Source organism: Streptomyces sp. NPDC101490 (genome assembly GCF_044767145.1).
Lineage (GTDB): Bacteria > Actinomycetota > Actinomycetes > Streptomycetales > Streptomycetaceae > Streptomyces.
Genome location: NZ_JBIWNI010000029.1, coordinates 1 through 12,735, shown reverse-complemented (window position 1 = coordinate 12,735; position 12,735 = coordinate 1). Strand labels below are relative to the sequence as shown.

Genomic DNA, 12,735 nt, shown 5'->3' with positions numbered 1-12,735 from the left:
CGGGAGTCCGCGAAGTATCCCGGCTCGCTCCCCGCACTCGCAACCATGTGACTGCCTCAGCCGCCTCACTCACCCCAGCTCCCTCTGCATCGTGGTCAGTTGGAAGCGCTGGCCGTGCGGGACGGATCAGGCCGTGTCCCGTCAGGCGCTGACAGACAAGGGTCCAGCCGGATCGGTCGTCCATGAGACGGGGAGCCTCGGCGAGGGCCGAGCCTGCGGGAGGGGACCCATGGAGCGGGGCCGCAGCAGCGGGAGGGCGAGGGGCGGGGGAAGTGGCACGAGCGGCAACCGGTGCGATTCCCGCCACGCGGTTTCCGTCCCATCCCGGCTCTCACGGGAAAGGGCCTGGTAATCGGTGGCGTTCCCGAACCGGGCGCCTGGCGGACGGACGCCGCGGCTCAGATGCCGGTGGAGAGTGCCACGGAGCGCCAGTCGTCGAGTTCACGACGTACCAGGTCCAGCTTCGCCTCGACGCGTTCGACCGCGTCCGCGCCCAACTGCAGGCGCAGCGGCGGCTCGGCGGCTTCGGTGATGTCGACGACGGCCTTCGCCGCCTTCGCCGGATCACCCGGCTGGCGGCCGTCGTTCCGGGCCAGCGCCTCGCGCACGGGCCCCGCACCGGCGGTGTAGTCAGCGATGGAGGCCGGTTCGACCTCCATGCTCGAACTGCTGAGGAAGTCGGTGCGGAAGCCGCCCGGCTCCACGATCGTGACACGGACGCCGAGTGGGGCCAGCTCACCGTGCAGCGCCTCGGAGACGCCCTCCAGGGCGAACTTCGACGCACCGTACAGGCCCACGCCCGGAGCGGTGGCGAAGCCGCCCACGGAGCCGATGTTCAGGACATGCCCGGATCGCTGGGCGCGCAACGTCGGCAGGGTCGCCCGCAACGTGTTCAGCACACCGAAGACGTTGACGTCGAACAGCGCCCGGGCAGCCTTGTCGGAGACCTCCTCGACGGCGCCCACGAGTCCGTATCCGGCGTTGTTGACCACGACGTCGATCCGGCCGAACTCCGCCAGGCCCGCCTCCACCGCGGCCGTCAGGTGTCCGGGCTCCCTCACGTCCGCGCTCACCGCCAGCAGGCCGTCCGGCCTGTCCGGGTACGCCCGGAGCACCGCCGCCCGGTCCCGCGCCGTCGCGATCACGCTGTGCCCACGGTCCAGGGCCTCACGGGTGATCTCCGCGCCGAGCCCGCGCGAGGCACCGGTGACGAACCACACGCTCATGTTCTCTCCTCGTTCCGATCGCCCCATCGGCCATCGGTTCGACGGTAGAAGCTAGAGTCGGGTCTAGATCAATAGCTGTCTGACGGGGGCGCTCATGGACCTGAGCATCGGCGAAGTGGCTGAGCGCAGCGGGCTCAGCGTTCACGCACTGCGGTTCTACGAGCGGGAGGGCCTGTTCGCCAACCCGGTACGGCGCCTGTCCAACGGCCGTCGGATCTACCACGAGGCAGATCTGGAGTGGCTGGCCATCTGCACGAGACTGCGCTCCTCCGGCATGTCACTGGCGATGATCCGGCAGTACGTCGAGCTGGCCCGCCAGGGCCCGGGCAACGAACACGAGCGCCTCGAGTTGCTGCGTCGGCACGAAAGCCATGTGCGGGCACAGATCCGGGAACTGCGCGAGACCTTGGACGTCATGCGGTACAAGGTGAGGATCTACGAAGATCACCTCGCCCGTGGCGAGGCCGACCGGCTGTGGAATCCCTCCCACCCGGATACCGCACGGGCCGAGACCGACCAGGAGTGCCACCAGTCGGAGGACGAGTGATCGCCCGGCGGTGATCCGTACGGAATCGGCCGTGACGCCCACGGCACCTGGCCCCCCCGCCCGGCGGCCCACGGCCGCCGGGCGGGCTCGCTCACTTGCCGAAGTACGCGTCGTACACCGTCACCGTCCCCTTGCCGCCCTTGACGTCCGTGACCTCGGCGCGCAGCGCGACGGACTTGTCCTTCGCCGGGTTCAGCAGGGTGATCCTGCCCTTCGTGACGGGGACCTTCCGCCAGGTCAGGCCGTTGTCGTACGACGCCGACACGGCGAGTGATCCGAGGTTGCGGCCCGCCGCCGGGCCCTGGACGGTCACCGGGAGGGTCGTCGTGGCACCTGCCCGGACGGTGCCGTCGAGGCCGCCGACCGCGCCGAAGCGGGGCAGGGAGACGGGCAGTTCGGTCCTGGCACCGGCGGTGGGGCGCTCGGTGCGGAAGGTCCAGCTCACATCGGTCCGGCTGGAGATCCGGGACACGTCGGGGGCACGGGTCGAGGTGCTGGTCAGGGTGTACTCGGCGGCCTCGGGCGCCACCTCGAAGCCCTGCGCGCCCCAGAGCCCGCCCTCGTACTCACCGATCTTCGTGGTGCCCCGGTGCAGCGTGGTCCTGGACGAGGCGATGTTCGTCAGGCCCTCGTGGCCCTGGGCGTCGTCGAACAGGCCCAGCCTGCCCCACAGCAGGTCGCCCTCCCGGAAGACACCGGAACCCGGGCGCAGCGACGGCTGGACGACCCCGGTGTTGAAGGTCTCCCGGTACTCCTTCCCCGCCTGGTAGGTCTTCGCACCGCCGAGGAGGTACATCGCGTCCTGGAACACCGTTCCCTGGACCACCGAGCCGATCTGGAGGTACTGCATGTCCCAAGTGGCCTGATCCGCGGTGGAGAGCAGCAGGGTCCGGGAGGCGGGCAGCGACTCGGGGGAGAACAGGCGGGGGCCGGACTCGGGGACGCCCGCCGTGCCCCTGAGGTCCAGATCGCCCCGCTTGCCCTTGACGGAGCCGCCGAGGCCGACCCGCACCGTGGCGAACTCACCGGCGGTGAAGTGCTTGGTGTACCCGGTCGCGAACCGGTTCACCTTGCCCCCGGAGACGGTCCGGTACTCCTCGCCGGACGGCTTCCTCCACTGGGTGCTCCACGTCTGGGCGAGCGAACCGTCGGTGATCTGCGGTCCGATGTGCGCGGTGCGCAGACCCGCGAACGACTCCAGGGAGTAGGAGGAGGCGAGCCAGCCGCCGCTCGGGTCGTCGAGGGTGTAGCCCGTGACGGCGTGCGTGGACCTGGCGGCGGGGTCAGGGACGGTGACGTCGACCGGTTCGGCCGTGCGCGCGTCGACGGTGACGGTGATGTCCTTGTCGACGGTCAGCCGAGGCTGGGAGAGCAGGTCGAAGCCCTTTCCGGCGTCCAGCGGGTCGACGGCGGCGCTGGACTGGAGCAGATAACTGCCCCTGGGCGCGCGGATGACGGCGAGCCCGGCCGCGCGGTCCGTCCAGCGGAACTCGGTCGTGGAATGGTTGGCGAGCAGCTCCGTGGTGAAGTCGTCGCCGGGTGAGCCGTCGCGCGCGATGTGCCGGACGGTGACGTCGTACGACTCGGTCTCCAGTTCCACGGAAGCGGTGGTACGGACGGTGTGGCCGTCACCGGTGGCGGTCAGGGCCGCCGCGTAGGAGCCGGAACCGGAGCCGCCGGGGACGGAGTTCCCGCCCGCGAGGCGGGTGTCGGCCGTGACGGTCACGGAGGCCGTGCCGCCTGCCGGGACGGTGATCCGGTCCGCGCCGAGAGTGAAGAACCCGGCCGGGACGGCCGTGCCGTCGGGGCCGACGCCCTTGGCGCTGAGCTGGAGGACCGCGTCCCTGGACCCCTGGTTGCGGTAGGTCACCGTCCTGGTGACCGGGGTGTTGTCGGTGTGCGGCCAGTTCTGACGGCCGAAGTTGACGGTGTTCGCGTCGGCGGTCACGGTCTGCTCGACGGCCCGGTCGACGGCGAGCCTGCCCGAGCCCTGCTCGAAGGGGCTGTACGGGCCCTCCTGCGCGGAGGCGGTGAGGGTGCTCTTCAGCTCTTTGTACGTCCAGCCGGGGTTCTTCTGCTTGAGAAGGGCGGCGGCCCCGGCCACGTGCGGCGTCGCCATGGAGGTGCCGGAGATCGTGACATAGCCCGGCGGGTTCTGTCCGAACATCCGCTCGATGGTGCTGCCGGGGGAGGAAGCCGCGGTGATGCCCACGCCGGGAGCGGTGATGTCGGGTTTGACGCTGCCGTCGGGGATCGGGCCGCCGCTGGACATCTCGTACATCGCGTCGTTGTCGTCGACGCCGCCGACGGTCAGCGCGGAGGGCGCCGAGCCGGGCGAACCGACGGTCCGCGCCGCCCGTCCGTCGTTGCCGGCCGCTATGGCGAACAGGACGCCCCTCTCCGCCGAGGCCTTCTCGACCTGGGCTTCCTTGGGGTCGGTCCCGGGAGTGTCCCAGCCGCCGAGGCTGAGGTTGACGATGTCCGCGCCCTGGGCGACGGCCCATTCCATGCCCGCCACGATGGAGGAGTCGTCGCCGCTGCCGTCGTCGTCGAGGACCTTGCCGCTGAGGACCTTCGCACCGGGGGCGACACCCTTGTACTTTCCGGCCGACCCGGCACCCGTACCGGCGGCTGTGGAGGCGACATGGGTGCCGTGGCCGTTGCGGTCCTTGGTGTCGGGGGAGGCGGAGAAGTTCGCCTCGCCGATCACCTGGCCCTTGAGGTCGGGGTGCGCCGCCTCGATCCCGGTGTCCAGCACGGCGATCTTCACGCCGGTGCCGTCGTATCCGGCCGCCCAGGCCTTGGGGGTGCCGACCTGTCCGACGCTGGTGTCGAGGGAGGCCCGGTTGACGCCGTCGAGCCAGATACGGGCGATCCCGGAGGCGACGGTCCGGGCGCTGTCCCCCTTCGGCGCTGTGAGGGTCTTCCACAGGGCGGCGGGGCCCTCGGCAGGGGCGGTCACCGCGTCGGCGTTCAGGGTCCGCAGGGTGCGCCGGAGCTGGGTGCCGGGCAGGGTCCGCACATCGGTGCGGGCCGCGGCGGCCGTCGGTCCGCCGGTGTAGCCGACGATCACCTTGAGGCCGTCGCGGTGGGACACGCGGCTCTGCGCACGGCTGAGTTCGGTGACGTCGAACAGTCGCTGGTCGAGCGTGCCCGAGGCGATGAGCTCCCGGGCGTCGTACGGGATGACATGGGTGCGTCCGTGCTGTATGCGGGTCTGTACGGGTATGCGTTCCCGCCCTGCCGCCCGCTGGAGACCGGTGACGGCTCCCTCGGCGTCGACCCTGACCCGGTCGCCGGTGATCAGGGTGATCACGGAACCGGGACCCGATCGTGCTGTATCGCCTGTGGGGACCACGCCGGATCCGGTGGGCGCGGCGGTCGCGTGACCGGGTGACCCGGTGACCGAGACGGCCGCGAGGACGACCGCGATCGACAGGACGACAACGGTTCTGCCGACTTCCTGGCGTCTTCTGAGCAACTTTCCTCCTGATGACGGAACCGGGTCCGGAGTGGACCTCGCTCCCTGAGGCCCCAACCGGGCGGCCCCGCCGTCAGGTTGGCCAGTCGCACCGCAATGGCCGGAAATGATCGAAGGGGCGCGATCTCGGCCACCGGCCGGAGCGCGGGGTTCGCCGCAACCACAACCGCAACCGCGACGGCGACCCAGCCGCTCCGCGGCACATGTCCGGTTCCGGACAGTGCGGCATGCGCGCGGGACCGGGCCGAAGATCGGCGCCGCCCGTCGCGGAGGCGGGGGTGGGCGACGGTGTTCGGCCTGCACCGGCGTCAGTACGGTGAGATGGGCCCGGGTGGTGTGAGGGGGCGTCCGAGGTGGTGTTCGGAGGAGACTCGGAAGGTTCCGCCGACGCCGGTGCGGGCCTTGTACGTCAGGACGGGGATGCCGGAGCCCCCGGGCGCCTGCCTCGCCCGCCCCACGGTGGCGAGCTCGGGCATCTGGACTTCCTCCAGGTCCTCTACCAGGACGGGATCACCCGCCGTGAGGCAGCCGTCCTCCAACGACGGCTCCACCGTGCGACGTTCGAACAGAGCAGGTCACCCCCGTCTTCCCCCAACCGGCTCGATGACGCCGGGCCTCAGCCCCAACCGGGCGGAAGCAGGTTCCAGGAGTCACGGCCGAGCCATTCGCCGAAAGTGACAGGTCGGGCCCCGCCGGCGTGGTCGAGGGACAGCGGGATGATCAGGCCGCAGGTCGCCCGCCCGTCCCACCACATGGTGCCGACGAGTGGACCCGTGATCACCATGAGCGTGGCGAATCCACAGCCGTGCTCCCGCACAACGGCAGACCCTGCGGTCTTCCGATCCTCGAATTCCTCATACTCGGCGTCCCAGGCGTCCCAGGCCCGCGAGAACGAGTCGTCGGCCGGGAAGCCCTCGACCCTCGGTTCGCGCTGGTCCAGTTCCTGTTCGGCATCCTCATAGGAGTCCGGGTGCGGGAAGGGCAGGGGCAGAAGGTCGCGGCGCCCAGCGCTCTGGCCCGCCCACCACCAACCGTTCTCTGTCTTCTCAAGCTGTGCGACGGCTCCGCCCGCACTCACCTGCAGCAAGTAGCGGCGATACTCGCCGGGGAAGGCGACACCGAGATCTGCTTCGGCTTCGATCACCTCGGCCTCGGTCAGGGGAGGGGGCACAGCGGGACGGTTCATGGAACCCGAGGCTAGAGGACGGCCTTTCACGGTGCGGCTGAGCCCCTCTGCGTCTCAAGCGCGGCGGAAGTCCGGGGATATTGGTGCGATCGGTATCCTTCCGCAGGCTCGCCCCGCACGGTCGACCACTGAGCCGACGCCCAGCGGCTGGGGAAATACGCCGCCACCACGCCCGGGGAACATCGCCCTCCGCGTCCTGGACCGCTCTCGTCGATGTCGGCGCGCCGCAGGTGTCCCCCTTCAGGCCAACCGTCCCAGCCCAGGGGAATGCCGGTGGACGGGAGGCATGTCGCCTGCGGTGACCAGGCCCGTCTCATAGGCGATGACGACCAGCTGGGCCCGGTCATGGGCCTGAAGCTTGCTCAGCAGCCGCCGTACATGTGTCTTGACGGTCGCGATGCTCAGCCCGAGATGGTCGGCGATCACGGGGTTGGGCAGGCCCCGGGCCACCAGGCGGAGCACTTCCCGTTCCCGTGGGGTCACGCCCGCCAGCTCCCGGGCGAGTCGCGGGCGCGGCTCGTTGCGTGCGGCGAACTCGTGGATCAGACGGCGGGTGACCGTGGGCGCGAGCAGGGCGTCACCGGAGGCGACCACCCGCAAGGCGGTCAGCAGATCGGCGGGGAGGATGTCCTTCAGGAGGAATCCGCTGGCCCCGCCGCACAGTGCCGCGTACACGTACTCGTCCAGGTCGAACGTGGTGAGCACCAGCACACGGGTGTCGGCGGCGCCCGGGTCCGCGCAGATGCGCCGGGTGGCCTCCAGGCCGTCCGTGCCCGGCATCCGGATGTCCATCAGCACGACGTCGGGCCGCAGCCGCAGCGCGAGTTCGACGGCCTGGTCGCCGCTGACGGCCTCGCCCGCGACGGTGAGGTCGGGCACGCTCTCGATGAGCAGCCGGAAGCCCGTCCGCAACAGCGCCTGGTCATCGGCGATGAGAACCCGGACCGGCCGGTTCACCGTGCCGTCCCCGGTCCGCAGGGCAGCCGCGCGTGTACCCGGAAACCGCCCGTCGCCAGGTGACCTGCGGAGAGGGTCCCGCCGCACATCGCCGCCCGCTCCCGCATCCCCATGAGTCCGTGGCCGCCGCCAGGACGCCGGGACGGGAGGTGGGACGGCGCGTCGTTGACGACCTCCACCTCGACGGCTTCGGGGCCCGTCCGGGACAGGGTCACCCGGCAGTCCGCCGATCCCGCGTGCCGGACGACATTGGTAAGGGCTTCCTGCACGATCCGGTAGACCGCCAGTTCCACGCCCTGGGGGAGTGGCGGACCCGGGTCGACGGACAGTTCCACGCGCGGGCCCGCCCCGTCCGCGAGCGCGGGCAGGTCCGCCAGACCGGGGGCGGACCCCAACTCGGCAGCCTCATGAGGTGATCGCAGAACGCCGAGCATCCGACGCATCTCGGTGAGCGCCGTCCGGCCCGAGGCCCCGACCAGCGCGAGGGTCTGCTCGGCCTCCTGGGGGCTGGTGGAGGCCACCGCACGGGCGACCTCGGCCCGTACCGTGATGACGGTCAGATGATGGGCCACCACATCGTGGAGCTCCCGGGCGATCCGCAGGCGCTCGTCCGTCAGGGCCTGCCGGGCGGCGAGTGCCGCGTACGACCGCTGCTCTCTCAACGCCGTGCCGACCAGCCACGGCAGGGTCATCATCAAGGACGCGAAGACGACGCCCGACGCGACCTCGGAGACCGTGACCGGTCGCGGTACGAGGGCCATGGCCACCGCGACGGCGCCCAGCGAGCAGCCGAGCGCCGTCGCGGACCGCAGCCGTGGTTCCCGCGCCGCCACCGTGTACAGGGCGGCCCCGACGGGGAGCCATGACTCCTCCCATCCGGTGAACGCCAGGGCGCAGACGGCTCCGGCCAGGACCGTGTACAGCACCGGGACGGACCACCTACGCCGTACCGCGACCGGCAGCCAGACCGCCGCCGCCACGGCCGCCGCGCCCCAGCCACCGCTCCGCGCCTCGCTCGCGCCGAACACCAGGGCGAGAAGCACGGCCGCGACCGTGTCCACACCGTGCCAGTGCGCGTCCCGTAGACGTCTGGCCACCAGCGGCCGTGACTCCCCGTCGTCCATACCGACCACGCTATCCAGACGAGGGCCCCGAGCCGGTCAGCCCGGAGGACGTCATCTCGCGGGCTGAGTCATCCGCGCGGCTGATGCCCGTCCTACCTTCCTGGGCTGACACCGGGTTCCTCCCCGGAGACGAAGCCGCCGGGCCCGTCCGGCGGAACAGTGGAGCCCATGAATCGGAGAACACTTCTGTCCTCGGGCGTCGGCCTGGCCGCCGCGATGATCCCGGGTCCGCTCGCACCGACGGCCGTCGCGCGACCGCGGCGGGAGGAACCCGTGCGGTTCCAACTGTCGGCCCCGAACGGGCCCTACCCGCTCGGCACGATCTCGCTGCACCTGACCGACACCGCGCGGCCGGACCCCTGGGTGCCCTCCCGGCCCTGCCGCGAGCTCATGATCAGCATCTGGTACCCCGCCCGCGGAAAGGCGACCCGCCCCTCCGTTCCCTGGATGCCCCCGGAGGCGGCCGACCGGTACCTGAGCCTGCTCGGCCTGCCGCCCGGCCGGGTACGACTGGGACACACCCACGGCCGCGAAGGCGCTCCCGTCGGCGGCCCATCAAGCCTCCTGCCCGTCGTTCTCTACTCGCCCGGCGCCTACGCGTCACGGTCGTTCGGCACGGGCATCGTGGAAGACCTCGCCAGTCACGGCTTTGTGGTGGTCACCGTCGACCACACCTACGACGCGGCGGCGGTCGCGTTCCCCGGTGGACGCGTCGAGACGAACCCGGCGGGCGGGATCAGCGACTACGCCAAGGCCCTCGCGGTCCGCACCGCCGACATCCGCTTCGTCCTGGACCGGCTCGCCGTCCTGCGCTCGGGCGGCCACCCTGGCGTCCACCGAACCCCGCTGCCCCCAGGCCTGAGCGGAGCGCTCGACCTTCGGCGCGTCGGGATGCTCGGCCACTCCCTGGGCGGCGCCACCACCGCCGCGACGATGCTCACCGACGGGCGGATCACGGCGGGAGCGAGTCTGGACGGAGGCGCGGCGGGCCCGGTGGTGGACGCCGGGCTCGACCGCCCGTTCCTGGTCGTGGACACCCCGGGCAAGGGCGGCATGGAGAACAACCCCGCCCTGCGCACGTTCTGGTCGCATCTGCGCGGCTGGCGTCTGCATCTGACCGTACGGGGAGCCGCGCACCAGTCGTTCGGCGACGACGTGCTGATCCTGCCGCTGATCGCCCCTCTCCTGGGCATGTCACCGCACGATCTGGAGCAGGATGTCGGGACAATTCCCGGCCATCGGGCGCAGGCCTTCCAACGCGCCTATCCGCGAGCCTTCTTCGACCTCCACCTCCGCGACCGTGGGCGCCTGCTCGACGGTCCTTCTCCCGACTTCCCCGAGGTCGGCCACGCCCGGTGAAGCAACCTGGCGCGGGGCCCGCGATGCCGGTGGTGGCTGGGTGGCTGGTGGCGGGGAGACTGGCCGGATGAACGCCGACGGCGAGCAGCTGTGGCATGGCCGGGTCTACGGCCAGACGTCGGCACCGGCGAGCATGCCCCCCTCGGCAGAGCCTGTTGTTTCCCCGGCTGGGGGCCCGACACTGTCGGCGGGCCCCCACCCGTATACGCCCGCGCCGCGCTGCCTCGCGAGGCGGGGGCGTACACGGCGGAGCTGTCGGGTGGAGTGTCAGAGCCCGAAGGGGCCGCCGTCACGCTCGTCCTGGGGGGACACCCACCAGCCGTTCTCGCAGATCCGGCCCTCGGGGTCCCGGTCGCCTTCCGCGTACTCGCCACTGCCGGTCGTCTGGCCGTTCGGGCCGGTGAACCAACTGGTGTAGTAGTAGCGGCAGCCGGACGCCTGGGCTGCCTGGGCCGCCGGAGCGAGGGAGAACGCGAGGCCGGCCGCGCAGACGGAGACCGCTGCGGCGCGCATGAACAGTCGCAAGGGAGTGCCCTTCAGTCGCGGGGCCGCGCCCCTCGCGCCGCCCCTTTTCGTGATCATGTTGGCGGCGGCGCGGAAGGTGTCACACCGGTACACGCCGCTTCTCGCCGCCGACAACCCGAATGATTCAACACGCGCGGAAGTGCCTGCGGGGCCGTGTCACACGTCGAGCGACGGACGGGATGCCCACGGCTGGGGCTGCGGCTGGAGCCGGGGCCGGGGCAGTGGGCCAATGGGCCAGAGCCGGGGCCGCTACGCGGGTCCTGGCCTTCGCCGAGCCGGCCCAGTCCTGTCGCCCACGGCCGGGCAGGGGACGCGCGGGCGGCGGGATCCGCGCCTGCCCTGGCCGAGGACCTCCCGGCCACGCCCGCCCCGAAACCGACCCACGATGGCTGTCCACGGATACCTCCGCGGCCTCACCGCCGGACTCAAGCCCTGGCAGCCGGAGCGGACAGAGCGAGCGTGGTGGCCTTGTGCTCGCGCCATCTGAGATCGCTCCCGGACCCGGAACAGTTCACCGTGACTGGTTCATTCAAGTGCGGTCATAGAACGGTCAAAGTGAAGTGTTCGTATGGCATGACGCTGTCGAACTCAAGGAGATCAGCGAATGCGCAAGAAGTTTGCGTCCGCGTGCGCACTGACCGTGCTGGCGACAGGTTTCACCCCGCAGTCGGCGATGGCGGCCTCGGGTGCGGCGGGATCTGGAGCGGGGTATGCCGTGAGCGGTTACGACGTCAGCGTCGCGTACGAACCGAAGACCGAGGTACTGACCGGCGACACCACGGTGAAACTGACCACCAAGAAGCCTTTGGACGAGCTCACCCTGAACCTGGCGCTGCCTGCTGTGGCTGTGGAGATCAACGGCAAAGCCGCCAGGTCGTTCAGCGCCTCCGACGGAAAACTGCGCGTGACTCCAGCCCAGCGCATCGGCACGGGGAAGAACGTCAAGGTGCGCATCCGCTACGCGGGACAGCCGGGCAAGGACAATCCCGCATGGGCCAGGACCGAGGACGGTGGCGCCGTCACCGTCACCGACACCGCGAGCAGTTGGTTTCCCACCAGCACCGACAAGTCCGCCCGCGCACAGCTGAACGTCACCGCCACCGTGCCCGCCAACTGGGTGGCGATCTCGAACGGCCTCGAACTGCCCGCCGAAGACCGGGCCGGGCGGAATTCCTTCCGCTGGCGTACGGCCGCACCCCTGAGGCCGGCGAATGCGACGCTCGGTGTCGGGCCGTGGAAGCTGGAACGCTCCAGGCTCGACGACGGTACCCCGGTCGTCAACGCTTTCGGCAAGGGCGCAGAAGACAGGGCCAAGCCCGCCGCGGACCAGTTGCCCTCGATGATGAAACACCTGACCGAGAGCTACGGCGCCTACCCCTTCGACTCGGTCGGCGGAATCTTCGTGGACCCGGTCGACCGTAATACGCCCTACTACGCAGGACAGGGCCGTGCGGTCATCTCAGGGACCTCTACCGACGGCTTCGACCCCAGCATCCTGGTGCACGAGTTGGCACACTCGTGGTTCGGCAACTCCGTGGCCCCGGCCACCAACGACGACGCCGCCATCAGCGAAGGGCTGGCTTCGTACGCACCATGGCAGTGGGCCGAAGCGTCCGGTGGAACCGACCTGGACACCAGGTACCGCAACGAGATCAAGACGCTGGCCGACGACGCCGACTGGTGGCGGCAGACCATCGTCCCCTCAAGCATGGGTATGTACACCAAGGCGCCGTACGCCCTGCACGCCCTGCGCAAGTCCATCGGAGACACGGACTTCGACCGGCTGCTCAAGGAATGGACGACGCGCTACGCGAACTCCCACCGCACCTGGACGGAGTTCGAGCAGCTCGCTGCCGAAGTCGCGGGCAAGAACCTCACCGGCTTCTTCGACGCCTGGGCCCGTGGAACCACCATCCCCCACGACGCGTACCTGTGGCCCGCCGGAATGAAGAACTGACAGCCCACGAACCCGGCCTTCGTACGAGGTACCACCAATCCCACGGGACCCAGTGAGGGTCGCGCAGCCGACAGCATGACCACCGACAGGTCGACGGGCTGGAGGGGCTCTGGTGTGACGAGGGCTTCCCCGAGCGGTACGTGCGTGACGGGGTCCGGTGCCCGCGTCCGCTCAACCGGCCAGGGTCTGTGTGCTGCGGTTCTTGCTTGTTGGCGTTCTTCTGGTGTGTCGGGGTCGGGTTGTGTCTGGTCGGGGGTGTCCGCGTGGGTGTCTGGGTGTGTGGGTGGGGGGTGTTCACGTGGGTTTCAAGGTGGTTGCACGTGGGTGGGGTGATACTGCGTCTGATTCCCTGGTAGCTATTTCTGATAGCTAT

The 12,735-nt window shown here is 70.6% G+C and carries 10 protein-coding genes; 3 read left to right on the top strand and 7 right to left on the bottom strand.

Going from position 1 to position 12,735, the window contains the following annotated elements; genetic code table 11:
- Nucleotides 1-398: 398 nt before the first annotated feature.
- Complete coding sequence (locus ACIRQY_RS32100) at nt 399-1,226, bottom strand: oxidoreductase (RefSeq protein ID WP_403931479.1); 828 nt, start codon at nt 1,224-1,226, stop codon at nt 399-401.
- Nucleotides 1,227-1,320: 94 nt separating this feature from the next.
- On the opposite strand from ACIRQY_RS32100, the gene ACIRQY_RS32095 reads away from it, so the two are divergent.
- On the top strand, nt 1,321-1,773 hold the full coding sequence (locus ACIRQY_RS32095; RefSeq protein WP_403931477.1) for a MerR family transcriptional regulator: 453 nt from the start codon (nt 1,321-1,323) through the stop codon (nt 1,771-1,773).
- A gap of 91 nt (nt 1,774-1,864) precedes the next feature.
- Here ACIRQY_RS32095 and ACIRQY_RS32090 read toward each other — a convergent pair whose 3' ends face one another.
- The 5 genes from ACIRQY_RS32090 to ACIRQY_RS32070 all read right to left on the bottom strand — a co-directional run bounded on the left by ACIRQY_RS32090 (nt 1,865) and on the right by ACIRQY_RS32070 (nt 8,521).
- Nucleotides 1,865-5,254, bottom strand: coding sequence for a S8 family peptidase (locus ACIRQY_RS32090; protein ID WP_403931475.1), 3,390 nt, complete (start codon nt 5,252-5,254; stop codon nt 1,865-1,867).
- Between the two features lie 308 nt (nt 5,255-5,562).
- Nucleotides 5,563-5,805 (bottom strand): hypothetical protein, encoded by a 243-nt coding sequence (locus tag ACIRQY_RS32085; RefSeq protein ID WP_403931473.1) that lies wholly within the window; start codon nt 5,803-5,805, stop codon nt 5,563-5,565.
- A 65-nt stretch (nt 5,806-5,870) separates the two neighbouring features.
- Complete coding sequence (locus ACIRQY_RS32080) at nt 5,871-6,440, bottom strand: SMI1/KNR4 family protein (RefSeq protein WP_403931471.1); 570 nt, start codon at nt 6,438-6,440, stop codon at nt 5,871-5,873.
- Between the two features lie 240 nt (nt 6,441-6,680).
- Nucleotides 6,681-7,397 carry a response regulator gene (locus tag ACIRQY_RS32075; RefSeq protein WP_403931469.1) on the bottom strand — a complete coding sequence of 239 codons (717 nt, stop codon included), beginning with the start codon at nt 7,395-7,397 and terminating at the stop codon, nt 6,681-6,683.
- A complete protein-coding gene (locus ACIRQY_RS32070) occupies nt 7,394-8,521 on the bottom strand; it encodes a sensor histidine kinase (protein WP_403931467.1) in 1,128 nt (375 codons plus the stop codon). The genes ACIRQY_RS32075 and ACIRQY_RS32070 overlap by 4 nt, the downstream gene beginning before the upstream one ends.
- 168 nt (nt 8,522-8,689) lie before the next feature.
- Here ACIRQY_RS32070 and ACIRQY_RS32065 point away from each other — a divergent pair, with 168 nt between their 5' ends.
- Nucleotides 8,690-9,880 carry an alpha/beta hydrolase family protein gene (locus tag ACIRQY_RS32065; protein ID WP_403931465.1) on the top strand — a complete coding sequence of 397 codons (1,191 nt, stop codon included), beginning with the start codon at nt 8,690-8,692 and terminating at the stop codon, nt 9,878-9,880.
- A gap of 267 nt (nt 9,881-10,147) precedes the next feature.
- Here ACIRQY_RS32065 and ACIRQY_RS32060 read toward each other — a convergent pair whose 3' ends face one another.
- Nucleotides 10,148-10,393, bottom strand: coding sequence for a hypothetical protein (locus ACIRQY_RS32060; protein ID WP_351794201.1), 246 nt, complete (start codon nt 10,391-10,393; stop codon nt 10,148-10,150).
- 616 nt (nt 10,394-11,009) lie between these two features.
- On the opposite strand from ACIRQY_RS32060, the gene ACIRQY_RS32055 reads away from it, so the two are divergent.
- A complete protein-coding gene (locus ACIRQY_RS32055) occupies nt 11,010-12,362 on the top strand; it encodes a M1 family aminopeptidase (protein ID WP_403931464.1) in 1,353 nt (450 codons plus the stop codon).
- Nucleotides 12,363-12,735 lie beyond the last annotated feature (373 nt).